Source organism: Nitrosospira sp. CT (assembly GCF_059489795.1).
In genome coordinates this window covers 16,168-31,426 of sequence record NZ_JCAHZJ010000066.1, presented here as the reverse complement: position 1 = coordinate 31,426, position 15,259 = coordinate 16,168, and the positions used below count along the sequence as shown (strand labels likewise).

Sequence of the window (15,259 nt, the reverse complement as noted above, 5' to 3'; positions counted from 1 at the left end):
TGGTCCAATGATACTTTTGGAACCTCTGCAGTTTCTTATATTACCTGCGGTTTTTAAAGGAAAAACGGAGTAGGCCATGAAAGCGGAAGCCATTGCCTTTGAACGTTTCGACAATCTGAATGACGATGACTGCGAGCAACGCATCGTTCAGGCGAAAGCGGCCCTGGGAAAGGGCGCGGTAATACTCGCCCATCATTATCAGCGCCCGGACGTTTACAAACACGCCGATCTTACCGGGGATTCCCTGCAGCTCTCGCGCCTTGCGTCAGGAACAGATGCGGATTATCTAGTGTTCTGCGGGGTGCATTTCATGGCTGAAGTGGCCGATATTCTCTCCAAGCCCGAGCAGATCACCATCCTGCCCGATCTTTCCGCCGGCTGCTCCATGGCGGACATGGCAAGTCTTCTCAAGGTGCAGCGCGCGTGGCATGAGCTCTCGGAAGTGCTCGATCCTGACGAAGTGGTCACGCCGGTAACTTACATCAACTCTGCCGCTGATCTCAAAGCTTTCTGCGGTGAGCACGGCGGCATTGTCTGTACGTCCAGCAATGCAGTGAAAATCTTGCAGTGGTCCTTTTCCCGCAGGGAAAAGGTACTGTTTTTTCCGGACCAGCACCTGGGGCGCTGGAGCGGTCACAAACTGGGCATCCCACTCGAACAGATGGCGGTGTGGGATTTCGATGAGCCTATGGGCGGGCTTTCACCGGAGCAGATCAGGAACGCGAAAATCCTCTTGTGGAAGGGGCATTGCTCCGTGCACCAGATGTTCCAGCCACAGCACATACTTCGTTTTCGCAACCAGCACCCTGAAGGGAAAGTGATTTCGCACCCCGAGTGCAGTTTCGAGGTATGTAAAAACTCGGATTACGTAGGCTCCACTGACTATATCATCAGGACCATCCGGGCAGCGGAGCCGGGAACACGCTGGCTGGTGGGTACGGAGTTGAACCTGGTCAATCGTATTGCCGAGGAGTTCAAGGCCCAGGGAAAAATCATCCAGTTCATGGCATCGACGATCTGCATGTGTTCCACCATGGCGCGCATCGATCCGCAACACCTGGCCTGGGCGCTGGAAAACCTGGTTGCGGGAAAGGTGGTGAATCAGATCAAAGTGGCGGCAGCCGATGCAGTTCTGGCGAAACTTGCCCTGGAGCGCATGCTGGAGGTTTCGCGATAATGAAAAAATACAATTGCGCTCCGTCCCGTTCGTCATATGCTCAATAAGCTGCATATTGCTACCTACAACATTCACAAAGGGTTTTCTCATTTCAATCGGCGTGTCATGGTGCATCAGCTGCGCGACAGCTTGCGCGCGCTCAACGCCGATATCATTTTTCTGCAGGAAGTGGTCGGCGAGCACAAAGGTCACGGAGCCCGTTTCGAGAATTGGCCGGAGAGTCCCCAGTATGAATTCCTCGCTGATTCGATCTGGACGGATTTTGCCTACGGAAAAAACGCGGTCTACGATGAGGGTCACCACGGCAACGCAATCCTGAGCCGCTATCCCATCGTGCGCTGGGACAATGTGGATGTTTCGGCGCATCGTTTCGAAAGCCGAGGCTTGCTTCACTGTGAAATAGGCATTCCGCAATGGCGGGAAAATCTTCATTGCATCTGCGTGCACCTGGGCCTGTTCAAAAGAGGCCGTTCCCGTCAGTTACAGTTACTGGAAAGGCACATCGAGGAACTGGTACCCAAAGACGCGCCACTGGTTATCGCGGGAGATTTCAACGATTGGCGCGAAATGGCCAGTCGTGTCCTAGCCCAGCGGCTTGCCCTGGCGGAAGTCTTCGAGTTGACCGAAGGGAGATCGGCGCGGACCTTTCCCGCCACGTTGCCGTTGTTCCGGCTCGACCGCATTTACGTTCGCGGCTTTCATATCGAGAGGGCGCAAGTGCACCAGGGGCACCCCTGGTCCAAAATCTCCGATCACGCTGTGCTTTCGGCGCAGATGATTCTCAGATAATGCCTCCTGCATCGCACCGCGAGATCGCCGCCGCCGCAGCGCTCCTGAAAAAAGGAGGCGTTGTCGCTTTCCCGACAGAAACCGTGTATGGCCTGGGGGGTGAGGTTTCCAATCCCTCTGCAGTCGCGCGCATATTTGAAATCAAGAAGCGTCCTGTAGATCACCCTCTCATTGTCCATTTCGCCGATGCTTCCCGGTTGTCGCATTGGGCGCGGGAGGTGCCCCCGCAGGCGTGGCGGCTGGCTGAGCGCTTCTGGCCGGGTCCCTTGACCCTGATACTGCCACGTAGTCGCCATGTACCGGAAAATGTGACCGGAGGTCAGGATACAGTGGGATTGCGTGTTCCTGATCACCCCGTAGCACTTGCCTTGCTGAGGGAGTTAGGGTCGGGAGCGCTGGCCGCTCCATCGGCGAATCGTTTCGGTCATGTCAGTCCGACAACGGCAGCGCATGTGCGCGAGGAGTTTGGCGACGAGCTGGACATGATTCTGGATGGCGGAGCGTGCCAGGTAGGCCTGGAAAGTACCATCGTGGGTTTTGACGGCCAGACTGCGATTATATTGCGGCCAGGTGGCATCCAGTTGGCGGCGCTGGCGGAAGTATTGGATGGAAATGTGGTGCTTTCCCGAGGGACAGAACGTTCTGTACGCGTGCCGGGCGCCCTCCCTTCCCATTACGCCCCCGCAACGCCGCTCGAGCTCCTGCCGGCGGATCACTTATGGCGGCACGCTTTGGAGCTGGAAGCAAAAGGCATGCGGGTAGCAGTCATGGGTTGGCGGCGCCAGCAGCATTCTCCGCCCGGGTATCGCCCGGAAAATGAATCCATCGTATTCTCTGCGATGCCTGAAGAACCGGAGGAATATGCACGTCAGTTGTACGCCACCTTGCGCCGGTTTGATCGTCAGCACTTCGACCAGCTATTGGTGGAGACGCCTCCTGAGACAGCGGCGTGGGTGGCAATCGCGGACCGGCTGCGGCGCGCGAGCAGCAGGACATGCTCCGGCGCGAACGCAGTCCTAACGGGTGAGCAAAGCAGTTCATCCGTGGCGCGGGAGGATGAAAATGAAACCATTTACGGGCAAACTGGATAAATAACGATTTTATGGATAGCAAAGTTCGCGCAGTACTGTTTGATGTGGATGGCACCTTGGCTGACACGGAGCGTGATGGTCATCGCCCCGCTTTTAATGCCGCATTTGAAGAACTCGGTCTCGACTGGGAGTGGGATGTCGATCTTTACGGCAAGTTGCTGGCAATCACAGGTGGCAAGGAGCGCATCCTTCATTTCATGGAATATCATGTTCCCCGGGAGTTGAACAGAAGCGGGCTGGGTGACTGGATCGCGCGCCTGCATAAGATTAAAACCAGGCATTATGTCAGGATGCTGGAAAGCGGCGGCATCCCGTTGCGGCCGGGCGTGGCCCGCCTGATCCAGCATCTGCGTGACAGAAACATAAAAATCGCGATTGCAACTACCACCACCCCGGAAAATGTGACGGCGCTTTTAAAGTCCACCCTCGGGGAAGATTCTCCCGGATGGTTCGATGTCATTGGCGCAGGAGACATCGTTCCGGGAAAAAAACCGGCGCCCGACATCTATCACTGGGTGCTGGACCAACTGGGGCTGCCGGCAGAGCAGTGCATTGCCGTCGAAGATTCGGAAAATGGGTTGAGAGCATCGCTCGCCGCGGGGCTTGATACAGTGGTTACAGTAAATGGATATACCCGCTTTCAGGATTTCACGGGCGCCAAGCTTGTTTTGTCCGACCTGGGTGAACCGGGACAGCCGTTCAGCGTGCTGGAAGGAGAGGCAGGAGAGGCAAAGGGCATAAACGGCAGCGGCTGGGTGGATGTGGACCTGATGTTGAAGCTTAAGGGGTGAACGCCTTGAGGAAGCGGTCGAAGAGAATTTCGAAGAGAATTATGTCCAATTCTGAGGACTCTCATCATCGGTTTGCATCATCCCAAATTGGAATTGTCACCTGGAACAGGTAGTATAGTAAGTCAGTAGTGACTTACCCAGGCGATCCTGACAAGAAGAACAAATGCTGCAAACCCGCACAATCAACCATTCACGCCGCGTACTTCAATTTTTTGAAGGCATCGGTCTCGTCGTGATTGCGCTTGCCACCATATTTGCGGGGTATCAGGAAACCATGCTGATGATTCACAACGGCAGAGTGACCCTGGCGGATCTGCTGCTCATGTTTCTCTACCTCGAAATCCTGACGATGGTCGGGCTTTATTTTGAATCAGGCAAGCTGCCAGTAAGATTTCCCCTCTATATCGCCTTGGTAGCATTGGCGCGCTACATAACCGTGGACGTTAAGGAGATGGACAGCATCCGCCTGTTGGGTGTTTCTGCCGCAATCGTGCTGATTGCGCTCGGGGTGCTCGTCATCCGTTACGGACATGTACGTTATCCTTACGTGGAAGACCTGGAGGAACTGGCGGAGGCCGCTTCCAGGGAAAAAGAACAAAAAATTCGCGATTGATATGGAAGACCAGGTCAACAGGCCCTTGGTAGGCGTCATCATGGGCAGCAATAGTGACTGGGAGGTCATGAAGCATGCTGCGGAGATGTTGAAGAAATTCCATGTGCCTTATGAAGCGGAAGTGGTTTCCGCCCATCGCACCCCTGATCGCATGTTCGAATATGCGGAAGCTGCCGACAAGCGGGGACTGAAATGCATTATTGCCGGTGCAGGCGGCGCGGCGCATCTTCCGGGAATGATCGCCGCCAAAACGCTCCTGCCCGTGCTGGGGGTGCCGGTTACTTCCCGCCAGCTTCAAGGGCTGGATTCGCTTTTGTCCATAGTACAAATGCCGAGGGGAGTACCGGTTGCCACCTTCGCCATAGGCGAGGCGGGCGCGGCTAACGCCGGCTTGTTTGCCGTTGCGCTGCTGGCAGTGGAAGATGCAAGCCTGGCCAGGCAGCTTGCCGAGTTCCGGGAAACCCAGGCGGCAGCGGTGGCTTCCATGACCCTGCCATCGTCATGAGTACCCGGCCGGGAGCGATGCTGGGATTGCTGGGCGGTGGCCAGCTCGGCAGGATGTTCACGATGGCGGCCCAAAGCCTGGGTTACAGCGTGACCGTTCTTGATCCCGAGGAGCGGAGCCCGGCGGGCAGCATCGCTGAGCGGCACCTGCGCGCCGATTACCTCGATAGCGAGGCATTGAATGAGCTCGCCTCCACCTGCGCCGGCGTCACCACCGAATTCGAAAACGTACCTGCCGAGGCACTCAGAATACTGGCTGAACGCTGCATCGTCAGCCCGGCTGCCAGGAGTGTCGCCATCGCGCAGAATCGCATCCTGGAGAAGAATTTTCTCGCTGCCAACGGCTTTGAGGTCGCGCCCTATGCGGTGATTCAGGATTCGGACACTTTGCAGTGTTCGGCCAATCCGGATGAAATATTACTCCAAAAGCAACCGGAATTTTTTCCTGGCCTCTTCCCCGGAATTCTCAAGGTAAGCCGGTTCGGATATGACGGCAAAGGCCAGGTGCGGGTAAGTAATGCATCAGAGCTTGACAGCGCATTTGCAGGTTTGAACCGGGAATCCTGCGTCCTGGAAAAACTGCTGCCCCTGGAGCGCGAGGTGTCCGTCATCGTATCCCGGGGATTTGATGATGAAGTGGTTACTTTTCCCGTATCCGAGAACCAGCACTGCAACGGCATCCTCGATATCAGCATCGTTCCTGCCAGAGTATCGCCCGAAATCGCCCGAAACGCCTGTGATATTGCAGTTCGCATTGCCGGGAAGCTGGATTATCGCGGCGTACTGTGCGTCGAGTTTTTTGTGCTCGCGGATGGGCGGTTGCTGGTGAATGAGATCGCTCCTCGTCCTCATAATAGCGGGCATTACTCGATCAATGCCTGCGTTACCTCTCAATTCGAGCAGCAGGTACGCATACTTTGCGGAATGCCCCTTGGCAGTACTTCCATGCATGGAGCGGCGGTCATGGTGAACCTCTTGGGCGATCTCTGGCAGAAGGGAGAGCCGGAGTGGGAACAGGTGCTGCGGCATCCCGACGTCAAATTGCATTTATACGGCAAGCGCGACGCCAGACCCGGACGGAAAATGGGACACTACACGGTGTTGGCAGAAACGACCGACGCCGCACTGCGGCTTGCGCTGGAAATCAAGCAATCGCTGCAACTATCTCATAGCACTCTTGAAACACATGAGCATCCCTCCAACGAAAGCCGGAACTGATCAGTCCGCGCTGTTTGAAACGAGCATACGGAGCCTGCCGCTTCTGCATCGCGGAAAGGTACGGGATATCTATGGCGTGGATGAAGACAAGCTTCTGATCGTCCAGACAGACCGGCTTTCCGCATTCGATGTGATCCTGCCTACTCCCGTACCGGGCAAGGGTAGGCTGCTGACTGCCTTGTCCAGTTTCTGGTTTGAAAAACTGAGGCATATCGTTCCCAACCATCTCACCCACATCGCGCCCGAATCCGTGGTAACGGAAGACGAACGCGAGCAGGTGACCGAGCGGGCGTTTGTAGTAAAGCGGCTCAAGCCCCTTCCGATCGAGGCGATCGTGCGTGGTTATGTCGTTGGCTCTGGCTGGAAGGATTACAAAAAAACCGGCATGATCTGCGGTATTCCGCTCCCTGCCGGGCTGGAGGAAGCCGGCAGGATACCGGGCGGAGCCCTCTTTACCCCCTCGACCAAAGCTGCGCAGGGTGCGCATGATGAAAATATCCCGTTTGCGGAGGCGGAAAAGCTGCTGAATGAAGGGGGCGAGGGGCTGGCTGGCCAGGTGCGTGATATAGCGCTGGCTTTGTATACTCAGGCGGCGGATTATGCGATCACAAAAGGCATTATTATCGCCGACACAAAGTTCGAATTCGGTCAGGATCAGGCCGGCAGGCTCTATCTCATCGATGAAGCGCTTACGCCCGATTCATCGCGCTTCTGGCCTGCTGACCAGTATGCGCCGGGGAAAAACCCGTCGAGCTATGACAAACAATTCGTGCGTGACTGGCTTGAGACGCAGAACTGGAACAAGAAAGCGCCCGCTCCAGCCTTGCCCCCCGAGGTGCTCGCCAAAACAACTGAAAAATACCGGGAAGCCCTGCATCGCCTGGTGGGCTAAATACCTAGAAAAGCCGGATCAACATCCTTGTTCCCAGCAGATAAAGCAGCACCACAAAAATTTTCCTGAGCGTAGCCGTTTGCATGCCATGCGTCGTTTTTGCACCAATAGGTGCGGTCAGCGTGCTGCCCACGACGATCCACCCCAGTGCCGGCAGGTAAACGTATCCCAGGCTGTATTCCGGCAGCGGTTCGGGCTGCGCCATGCCATTGATCATGTAGCCGATAGCCCCCGCCACAGCGATGGGAAAACCTACCGCGGCAGCGGTACCGATGGCATGTTGCAGCCTCACGTTGCATAGAGAGAGAAACGGGATCGTCAACAGACCTCCTCCGATTGCAACAAAGCTTGAAATCGCGCCGATGACGCTCCCCGCGGCAAGCATGCCGAGCCTTCCCGGAAGCGTGCGGCTGGGTCTGGGCCGGATGTTGAGGAGCATCTGCGTCGCCGCGTAATAAATGAAGACGACAAAAACGATGCTGAGAAAGCCGCTGGATAGCATGCTCACCACCGTTGCGCCTCCAAGCGTCCCCAGGATGATTCCCGGCGTAATGAATTTCACGACTTGCCAGTTCACTGCACCGTGAACATGATGAGTGCGCAGGCTGGCGGCGGAGGAGAAAATGATAGCCGCCATGGTGGTGCCAAGGGCGAGGTGAAGGATACGGTCCGGAGGGAAGTCCTGGGCAGTAAAAATAAAGGTAAGCACGGGGACGATGACCAGTCCGCCCCCTATGCCCAGCAGGCCGGCAAAGAAGCCGACCACGGTGCCCAATACCAGGTATGCTAGCCACCACTCCACGTCAAGCCATACTGCCGCAGATACCGGGATTCGAAATTATACAACGGCTGCTCAACCTGGAAATCTTCCGGGAGTCTGTCATTACAGAATTCCCATGATGAAGTCCCACTCTGCCGGATCGATCGGCGTAATAGACAGCCGGTTGCCTTTTTGCAGGATACGCATGTTCCCAAGCTCGGAGTAACTGCGTAACTCCTTGATGCCGACCAGGCGGGTTTTCCTGACCAGGCGCACATCCACATTGAACCAGCGCGGATTTTCCGGCGTGGCTTTCGGATCGAAATATTTGTTCTCCCGGTCGAACTGGGTGGCGTCCGGGTAGGCCAGCTTGCTCACCTCCGCAATCCCGGCGATTCCCGGCTCCTCACAGGTCGAGTGGTAGAAAAAAACCCCGTCGCCAACGCGCATCTGGTCACGCATGAAATTTCGTGCCTGATAATTGCGTACCCCATACCACGCCACCGTCTGATCGGGCATCGAGGCGAGGTCGTCAATACTTACGTCGGAAGGTTCCGATTTCATCAGCCAGTAACGCATTTCCATCATTAACTATACTTATTGAAGTCAGCGAGCAAACAGTACAAAGGTCATACCGCCGGAAGCCGGTATCCAGTGACGTTCGAAGCACGCCATTATTGGTTTGAGCTGGATTCCGGTTTGCTGAATTCGAGTCAGGCCCGAAATGACGAAATTCATAGTGTTTTCTGGTCGGATCAATAGGTCGGAATTCAGTACTTGTGAAGTTGAACGGGCTTTTCAGCAGCATTCCCCTGGGCAAAATTTCCTGGGTGGGAGACTCTTACATAAACAATTAATATTACAGCAAGACGGAGGAGCAATGATAAACAATAAGTTAATGAATTGTCTTCTGAAACTCCTGTGGCGAATAGGTGAAAGCTGGCCGTGGCTGGCCAGGAAATTAAACGAATTCGCAATCAATCGGGTGGTAAATGTTTGCCGCCACCGCCCACATCCCTGGAGCACCGTTCACCCCTATACCTCCTGGCCCGCGCTTACAGATCAGCACTGGAGCGCACGCCATTTGCCGGCGAAGAAGCAGCCGGCACAGCTTCCGTCTCCCAGCGAACTGCTTGGGCTTTTCAGGCAACAAGGCGGAGAGCAGCGATTGTCCGACAAATCGACCCTGCTCTTTCCCGCGATTGCCCAATATCTGACTGACGGTTTTATCCGTACGCGCATGCCTAAGGCAGGAGAATCCGAGACAGTTCGACTGCAAAATACATCCAATCACCAGATCGACATGTGTCCGCTATACGGAAGGCTGGCAGAGCAGACGGCCGCCCTACGTGTCAAAAGCGAAGCGAAAGGCGAACGGGGCCGATTGAAGTCCCAGTTTATCGGCGGAGAGGAGTTTTCGCCTTTCCTTTTCGATAACGGAATACTGAAGCAGGAATTTGCCATTCTCGATGAGCCCCTCGGATTGGAGGAAGCATTGGATAGGGTACCCGAACGCCGGGAAGAGTTGCGCGCGCATATTTTTGCCTTTGGAGGGGATCGAACAAATGCCGTTCCTCAGGTGGCGATGTTGAATACCTTGTTTCTGCGGGAACATAACCGGCTTGCAGGCGAAATAGAACGCGCACATCCCCAGTGGGATGATGAACGTGTTTTTCAGACTGCCAGGAATAACGTCATCGTGATCTTCATCAAGATTATCGTGGAGGAGTACATCAGCCATATCTCTCCCTTGGTGCCATACCGGGCTGACCCTTCAGTGGCCTGGGATGCCCCCTGGAACAAACCGAACTGGATCACGACCGAATTCAGTTTGCTGTATCGCTGGCATTCACTCATTCCAGATGCCATCACCTGGAACGGACACTCGTATCTCCTGGGAGAAACTTCCATGAATAACAAGCTGCTGGTGGATGGAGGGTTGCGATGCGCCTTTGCCGACATGAGCAGCCAGCGTGCCGGTCGTCTCGGCCCTTTCAACACAGCTGAGTTCTTATGGGAAATCGAAACCCGGGCAATAAAGCAGGGTCGTCTGGCAGAACTGGCCCCCTACACCGATTATCGTCATTATGTTTCCCTGGAGCGTCCCCAGGATTTCGCGGATATCTCCACGGATCCAAGAGTTGTCGATTTTCTGAGAAAGACGTACCGGTGCGTAGAGGATATCGATTTTTACGTCGGCTTGTTTGCCGAGGATCTGGTGGAAGATTCACCCCTGCCATCACTCATGCTCCGAATGGTGGCGGTGGACGCTTTCTCCCAGGCTTTGACCAATCCCTTGCTGTCACAGTACGTTTATAACGAAGAAACCTTTTCCGCTCCGGGTTGGGCCGCAATCCAGAGCACGGGAACATTTCGGGATGTTCTGGACAGGAACAGGCCTTCCGATCAGCGCGGGGATTTATACGTCGGCTTGACCTTGCCTGGCTGGACGCCTTCTTCCTGAAAACAGGTTCCCTCTCAAACGCGAAGCTTATGCACCATGCCGCTTTATTCAGGGACTGGTGGTCGAGATGAGAATAAGCTGCTTGATAAATTCGATAATGCGGCCGTCATCGATGTGGGTATGATCCGTAATCAGGTTTTTATCGACTCCAATAACGAGGTAGGGATTGCGTGGAGCCGATATGTTGCTCCTTTCCAGTGTAAGGTTCGCAATAGGGATCTTGCTGCCAGGTTTGTCGTCTTCCCATGCAGACTTTGCTGCCAGACCGGAACTGACACTCTCACTACTGCTCGATTGGCCCGCAGCCCCCTTTGGCAGATCGTGGGACGGATAGAGCCTGTGAGTCTCATACGGTTGGAAGAGGCCAACCGCGGTTACATTTGCCTCGCCCTCGTCGATGATTTCTTCCTGCCGGGTTACGGCATTCGTTCGCCTGATATCGCGATCCTTCTCAAAAAAGGTAGACAGATGGCGGCCAATGGGAAACGAATTACCAAGGGCCTTATCGGCCTCGGATGTCAGTATTGCCATGACAGGCAATTGGGACTTGAAGTAAGTGCCACGCTCTGTGGACATATCACTGAGCGATGCAAATTGTAAGGCTTCGAAGGCGGGGTTTATGAGCACAACCAGATTCCCAAACCCTTCCACGTCGCTCTGCACGCCCACCGGCCCCATTGTGCGAACGAACCGGTTTTCGAGTATTTGAACCAATGAGGCATGTACGATAGCGCCGCCGAAGCTGTGCCCGACAATCACCAGGCGAGTGTTGCTGTTACCCTCCGAGATATTTTCCTTAACGCGCTTGAGTAGTTCGAGGCGGCTCAATACCTCGGTAACGCCCCCCCGGCTCACTTTCTGTGCAGTATTTTTCCGATCCCAGAAGGTCAGATCCTCAACCACGGGCGTGGTAATGGACTCACCGCGCCAGGCTAAATAAATACCGGCTACCTGTCGTGCGGGTCGCCCCGTTTTCTGGCTGATAAGAAGTTCGTTCTCACTCAACCCGGCAAGAACGTTACGAAAAGTCTGGATATTCTTGTCGGCATGCTCCGCATTATGCTTCCAGCCATGAACGAATACTGTTATCAACAAATCCTTGCTGGCGGCTTCAGCCGAAAGCTTATCGATAACGGACCACATTTGCTTTCGATCCCAAAGCTGGCCCTGGTCATCGAACTCAATAAAATTTAAGAGATATCGGGCTCCATCTGCTGTGGGAAATTCCAGGATCGCGTGATTTTCGCAGTCCTGAGACAATTCCGGGGTCGGGTTAACGCATAAATCATACTCCGTCCGATACTGTACAAACGGCGCACACCCGCCAAGTACCATCAGGAGAATGAGAACAGTGACATGCAATCCGACGGTGTGGAATTTCATGGTATTTATTACTCCGAAGAGATGTTCTGGTCAACACTATATCAGGGGAACGGTCATATGTTCCTGAAACGCGTTTCGTATCGGGTGGAAATCCCAATATTCCACCGTAAAGACGGGAGGCGCATTCATAATGAAGGTTAGTAGTGTTAGTAGTATATGTCTATGTTGATTTGGCAAAGTGTATTTTCGGATTTGTTCCTGCAGATCAGGTGTCCGTGTGAACAAGCTCGCTTCTCAGCACCCATCAGGGACACTGAGTAAACTGGAGTAAGTGATCAAGCTCATGACATTGCAGTTTGTTGAACTTCTAATGGCAATGAGAGCGGAAAATGGCATTAACAAACGTATTCCGACTACCCCGTGATAGAGCTTACAGTCCAAGTGGATTGCTGTCATGAAGCCTACTGAAAACGCCAGACATCAACTGGAACGACGTGAATTCATCGTCTCTACACTTTCGGCGGGGCTCGCCATGGCGGTAGGTCCGCTTTACGCCCAAGCCGTGACGAATGGCCTCCAGATTTCTGTAAAGAATGCTGATCAGACCGCTCCTGGACCTCGATCGCCGGGCGGCAATACTCCAATCAGGTTATTTCTCTGTGGCGATGTCATGACGGGCAGAGGTATAGATCAGGTCTTGCCTCATCCGGGCAATCCCATCCTTTTTGAGGGGTACATGAAAAGTGCAACAGGCTATGTTGAGCTTGCCGAAGAGGCAAACGGGCCGATTCCGCAACCCGTCTCCTTTTCCTATATCTGGGGGGATGCGCTTGCCGAACTGGCACGCAGAAAACCCGATGTTCGCATCATTAACCTCGAAACTGCGGTTACCCGCAGTGACGACGTACAGGACAAGGTAGTCAACTACCGCATGAACCCCGACAATATTCCCTGTATCACTGCTGCGCAAATCGATTGCTGTGTTCTGGCGAATAACCATGTCCTGGACTGGGGGTATGAAGGTCTTGCCGAGACGTTGAAAACGCTCAAACGAGCCGATATAAAAATAGCTGGGACCGGCCTGAGTGTTCAAGAGGCACAGAAACCTGCCGAGTTCGCCGTTTCTGGAAAGGGGAGGGTCCTGGTTTTTTCATTTGGATCGGAAACAAGCGGCATACCCTGGGATTGGGCAGCTCGGGCAGATCGACCAGGTGTGAATTTGTTGCCTAATTTTTCAGCAAAAACGGTTCGGGAAATTCGCGACAGAATAAAACAGGTCCCCCTGCCCGGCGACATTGTGGTTGCTTCGATTCATTGGGGCAATAACTGGGGTTATGCAATTCCGGCCGAGCAACAGGATTTTGCACATGGCCTGATCGATGAAGCGGGTGTTGATGTCATCCACGGCCATTCATCGCATCATGTGAAGGGAATCGAGGTTTACAAGGGAAAACTCATTCTTTATGGATGCGGCGACTTCCTGAACGATTATGAGGGCATCTCGGGGCACGAGGCTTATCGGGGTGAGCTGACATTGATGTATTTCGTGAGCGCGGAACCGCAAACCGGCAAGCTGGTCAGTCTGTCCATGGTGCCCATGCAGGTCAAGCATTTCAGATTGAACCGGACATCTGATGTCGATGCTTCCTGGCTGAAGAATGTCCTGAACAGGGAGGGGAAGAAGCTGGGGACGTCGGCGGAACTAGCGGCGGATAATACCTTGATGCTCCGATGGACGCTCCAAGGATAGTGCAAGTCAAAGATGATCTATGAAAGCAGCTCGCTGCTGTGGGATTAACCGTCATTGCGATTCGCGCCACCCCTGATAATGAAAGAAACTATGGGGTGGAAGGCAGCGGGAAGAGGTCGCGCAATTTTCACCGGTGACGCCACTCAGTTTGATTTTCCATCTGATCAGATTGACACCATCCTCCCATCAGGCAGGCGGTTCAGTCATCCTATTGCGGTAGGGATGATGTTAAATGCGAGCCCTTGCCGTTCACGGGAGGATTTATCCAGGAATTCTCTTAGAACGCCATCCAGCCGTTCAGATATACCGTATCGTTACCGGGCGCATTGCGGGAGAAGCCATCATAATTGCGAAAACCTCCATTGAACTGGAAGTAATGAATGCACTGCGCCGTAAGTTTGAGGTTCGCAAATGTGGACAGGACGGAAGTACTCTTGCCGAATGGGATATAGCTCACCTCAACCGTAAATGCCTGACTATTTGGCTTGCCTGATAAACTGCCGTTAACAGGATCGGGAGAGTATATGACATTATCCCGTGTCCCCGAGGTCTGGGCATAAGCCAAATTGAGCGAATAAGTCTGGAGGAAGGTATATCCGCTTCTGACGCGAACCCCGTCCAGGCTGCCATGTCTTTTTTCTGCAAATCCCAATCCCACGCTGGCATTCAGGTCGCGGTGCTCCCGGATGTAAGTGGCGTTGAGTTCAAGGATATGCCTGGGATTCGCGAGATATTGGTAGGTGGCGTCAAACCCGAAATCGGTGTACTGATCGGTACCCGCACCTTGAATCCGCTGTGGATTAGCATTCGCTCTCATGCCGAAGGAGCCGATGGCACCGTAATGGCCTTGCCAGTTGTTTTGTAGCGCCACCCGCCAGTAAGGCGCACCGCCATCGATCCGGTTTTGTCCCGCGTCAAACGTTCCAATCCCTTGCTGAACGTTCCGCGGAAGGCTGGTGTAGCCTCCTCCCTCAACGTATAACATATCATTCCACATCGTATAGACCGTTGCACCGACGACTTGGCTGCCAAGAGATTCAATGAATAGTCCCGCAGCAGGCGTGGGGGCAAGTGGGGATGATGCCCAAGGGAAACCCCAGGCAGGGACGGTGTTCCAGAGATCCTGAACAGTAGGGTTATTATTCACAGAAACGCCATAAACGAGGCGATTACCGGCCAGGTCGGCGGAATTCGCAAAACGGATATCGGTGTTATCGAGCGCTCCCGTATTGCTTACGCCATCATAGGTCCCCTGCGCGAAAGCGCCGATCTTGGACGTAATACGGCCAGCATAAAAAATCGAGGCTTCGTCGATAGTTGCGTTATTGTTGGGGCCGAAGCGATCAGCCGCGCCGCCAGGCTGGCCGTTGTTGGTATGTGTAAACGAGCCCCGTATCATGCCCGCGATCGGGACGAATTTGGTTCTATCGGGGTTCACATCGTGTAACCGGATAGCTTGAAATTGCGTCCGATAGATGTAAGGAGCGGTCCAAAAGCCTGCACATGGCACGTGCTGCACGGCATGCCGGTCTGGCGCGCAAAGCTGGGCACCGCTTTGACTTCGGCGCTTGATAGCGTAATGAGTATCCCCACCAGGATAAGAACGGGAGAAATAACGCTTCTGGAGATGATCATTTCTCGCCTCAGGCGGCTCCAGCACTAAATATTCGAGTGACTATAGAACTAAAGCATAGTAAATGTTGAGAAAATGTCTAATTGAATGCACTGAAATTATAAGCTTAACCGCATCCACCAGTGTAATGCGCGGCACGTCAAAAACGCGCAAGACCGACGTCGGCGACGCCCAATGACTGGCGATGCTGGCGCGTGTCGGTCTATTGAGTGGAAAAAGTGAGCGGGAAGCTTTGGAGAGGGGGTGCAGGTATT

15 protein-coding genes are annotated in these 15,259 nt (G+C 54.2%); 10 read left to right on the top strand and 5 right to left on the bottom strand.

Annotated features, from left to right (window positions below):
• Positions 1 to 76: 76 nt before the first annotated feature.
• The 8 genes from nadA to AC52W5_RS11585 all read left to right on the top strand — a co-directional run bounded on the left by nadA (position 77) and on the right by AC52W5_RS11585 (position 7,075).
• Positions 77 to 1,177 carry a quinolinate synthase NadA gene (gene nadA / locus AC52W5_RS11620; RefSeq protein ID WP_495671115.1) on the top strand — a complete coding sequence of 367 codons (1,101 nt, stop codon included), beginning with the start codon at positions 77 to 79 and terminating at the stop codon, positions 1,175 to 1,177.
• 36 nt (positions 1,178 to 1,213) lie between these two features.
• The gene (locus AC52W5_RS11615; protein ID WP_113066526.1) at positions 1,214 to 1,966 is read left to right on the top strand and encodes an endonuclease/exonuclease/phosphatase family protein; all 753 of its coding nucleotides are present in this window, start codon (positions 1,214 to 1,216) and stop codon (positions 1,964 to 1,966) included.
• Complete coding sequence (locus AC52W5_RS11610; RefSeq protein ID WP_495671114.1) at positions 1,966 to 3,057, top strand: L-threonylcarbamoyladenylate synthase; 1,092 nt, start codon at positions 1,966 to 1,968, stop codon at positions 3,055 to 3,057. The genes AC52W5_RS11615 and AC52W5_RS11610 overlap by 1 nt, the downstream gene beginning before the upstream one ends.
• Before the next feature lie 11 nt (positions 3,058 to 3,068).
• Complete coding sequence (locus AC52W5_RS11605) at positions 3,069 to 3,848, top strand: HAD family hydrolase (RefSeq protein ID WP_107761765.1); 780 nt, start codon at positions 3,069 to 3,071, stop codon at positions 3,846 to 3,848.
• 163 nt (positions 3,849 to 4,011) lie between these two features.
• The gene (locus tag AC52W5_RS11600; RefSeq protein WP_074972236.1) at positions 4,012 to 4,461 is read left to right on the top strand and encodes a phosphate-starvation-inducible protein PsiE; all 450 of its coding nucleotides are present in this window, start codon (positions 4,012 to 4,014) and stop codon (positions 4,459 to 4,461) included.
• Between the two features lies 1 nt (position 4,462).
• Positions 4,463 to 4,966 carry a 5-(carboxyamino)imidazole ribonucleotide mutase gene (gene purE, locus AC52W5_RS11595; RefSeq protein ID WP_495671113.1) on the top strand — a complete coding sequence of 168 codons (504 nt, stop codon included), beginning with the start codon at positions 4,463 to 4,465 and terminating at the stop codon, positions 4,964 to 4,966.
• Positions 4,963 to 6,183, top strand: a complete 1,221-nt coding sequence (locus AC52W5_RS11590; RefSeq protein ID WP_495671112.1) for a 5-(carboxyamino)imidazole ribonucleotide synthase — start codon at positions 4,963 to 4,965, stop codon at positions 6,181 to 6,183. The genes purE and AC52W5_RS11590 overlap by 4 nt, the downstream gene beginning before the upstream one ends.
• Positions 6,152 to 7,075 (top strand): phosphoribosylaminoimidazolesuccinocarboxamide synthase, encoded by a 924-nt coding sequence (locus AC52W5_RS11585; RefSeq protein WP_495671111.1) that lies wholly within the window; start codon positions 6,152 to 6,154, stop codon positions 7,073 to 7,075. Before AC52W5_RS11590 ends, AC52W5_RS11585 begins: the two co-directional genes overlap by 32 nt.
• A 4-nt stretch (positions 7,076 to 7,079) precedes the next feature.
• Here the strand turns inward: AC52W5_RS11585 and AC52W5_RS11580 are convergent, their stop codons facing one another.
• On the bottom strand, positions 7,080 to 7,877 hold the full coding sequence (locus AC52W5_RS11580; RefSeq protein ID WP_495671110.1) for a sulfite exporter TauE/SafE family protein: 798 nt from the start codon (positions 7,875 to 7,877) through the stop codon (positions 7,080 to 7,082).
• Positions 7,878 to 7,958: 81 nt separating this feature from the next.
• On the bottom strand, positions 7,959 to 8,414 hold the full coding sequence (locus AC52W5_RS11575) for an EVE domain-containing protein (protein WP_074972670.1): 456 nt from the start codon (positions 8,412 to 8,414) through the stop codon (positions 7,959 to 7,961).
• 301 nt (positions 8,415 to 8,715) lie between these two features.
• Here AC52W5_RS11575 and AC52W5_RS11570 point away from each other — a divergent pair, with 301 nt between their 5' ends.
• Entirely contained in the window at positions 8,716 to 10,299 is a 1,584-nt protein-coding gene (locus tag AC52W5_RS11570; RefSeq protein WP_495671109.1) for a peroxidase family protein, read from the top strand.
• Between the two features lie 48 nt (positions 10,300 to 10,347).
• Here the strand turns inward: AC52W5_RS11570 and AC52W5_RS11565 are convergent, their stop codons facing one another.
• Positions 10,348 to 11,682 (bottom strand): alpha/beta hydrolase, encoded by a 1,335-nt coding sequence (locus AC52W5_RS11565; RefSeq protein ID WP_495671108.1) that lies wholly within the window; start codon positions 11,680 to 11,682, stop codon positions 10,348 to 10,350.
• A 394-nt stretch (positions 11,683 to 12,076) separates the two neighbouring features.
• Here AC52W5_RS11565 and AC52W5_RS11560 point away from each other — a divergent pair, with 394 nt between their 5' ends.
• Positions 12,077 to 13,372 (top strand): CapA family protein, encoded by a 1,296-nt coding sequence (locus AC52W5_RS11560; protein WP_495671107.1) that lies wholly within the window; start codon positions 12,077 to 12,079, stop codon positions 13,370 to 13,372.
• Positions 13,373 to 13,649: 277 nt separating this feature from the next.
• Here AC52W5_RS11560 and AC52W5_RS11555 read toward each other — a convergent pair whose 3' ends face one another.
• Together AC52W5_RS11555 and AC52W5_RS11550 are read right to left on the bottom strand one after the other, a co-directional pair.
• Positions 13,650 to 14,810: a cytochrome C gene (locus AC52W5_RS11555; RefSeq protein WP_495671106.1), complete on the bottom strand. Its 1,161-nt coding sequence runs from the start codon at positions 14,808 to 14,810 to the stop codon at positions 13,650 to 13,652.
• Positions 14,807 to 15,007, bottom strand: a complete 201-nt coding sequence (locus AC52W5_RS11550) for a hypothetical protein (protein ID WP_495671105.1) — start codon at positions 15,005 to 15,007, stop codon at positions 14,807 to 14,809. Before AC52W5_RS11550 ends, AC52W5_RS11555 begins: the two co-directional genes overlap by 4 nt.
• Between the last annotated feature and the right edge of the window lie 252 nt (positions 15,008 to 15,259).

What these genes read in the sequence shown, in the direction of transcription:
- AC52W5_RS11570 (WP_495671109.1), top strand. Translation starts at nt 8,716, where the DNA reads ATGATAAACAATAAGTTAATGAATTGTCTTCTGAAACTCCTGTGGCGA.
- AC52W5_RS11605 (WP_107761765.1), top strand. Translation starts at nt 3,069, where the DNA reads ATGGATAGCAAAGTTCGCGCAGTACTGTTTGATGTGGATGGCACCTTG.
- purE (WP_495671113.1), top strand. Translation starts at nt 4,463, where the DNA reads ATGGAAGACCAGGTCAACAGGCCCTTGGTAGGCGTCATCATGGGCAGC.
- AC52W5_RS11600 (WP_074972236.1), top strand. Translation starts at nt 4,012, where the DNA reads ATGCTGCAAACCCGCACAATCAACCATTCACGCCGCGTACTTCAATTT.
- AC52W5_RS11550 (WP_495671105.1), bottom strand. Translation starts at nt 15,007, where the DNA reads ATGATCATCTCCAGAAGCGTTATTTCTCCCGTTCTTATCCTGGTGGGG.
- nadA (WP_495671115.1), top strand. Translation starts at nt 77, where the DNA reads ATGAAAGCGGAAGCCATTGCCTTTGAACGTTTCGACAATCTGAATGAC.
- AC52W5_RS11585 (WP_495671111.1), top strand. Translation starts at nt 6,152, where the DNA reads ATGAGCATCCCTCCAACGAAAGCCGGAACTGATCAGTCCGCGCTGTTT.
- AC52W5_RS11565 (WP_495671108.1), bottom strand. Translation starts at nt 11,682, where the DNA reads ATGAAATTCCACACCGTCGGATTGCATGTCACTGTTCTCATTCTCCTG.
- AC52W5_RS11590 (WP_495671112.1), top strand. Translation starts at nt 4,963, where the DNA reads ATGAGTACCCGGCCGGGAGCGATGCTGGGATTGCTGGGCGGTGGCCAG.
- AC52W5_RS11610 (WP_495671114.1), top strand. Translation starts at nt 1,966, where the DNA reads ATGCCTCCTGCATCGCACCGCGAGATCGCCGCCGCCGCAGCGCTCCTG.
- AC52W5_RS11615 (WP_113066526.1), top strand. Translation starts at nt 1,214, where the DNA reads ATGCTCAATAAGCTGCATATTGCTACCTACAACATTCACAAAGGGTTT.
- AC52W5_RS11560 (WP_495671107.1), top strand. Translation starts at nt 12,077, where the DNA reads ATGAAGCCTACTGAAAACGCCAGACATCAACTGGAACGACGTGAATTC.
- AC52W5_RS11575 (WP_074972670.1), bottom strand. Translation starts at nt 8,414, where the DNA reads ATGCGTTACTGGCTGATGAAATCGGAACCTTCCGACGTAAGTATTGAC.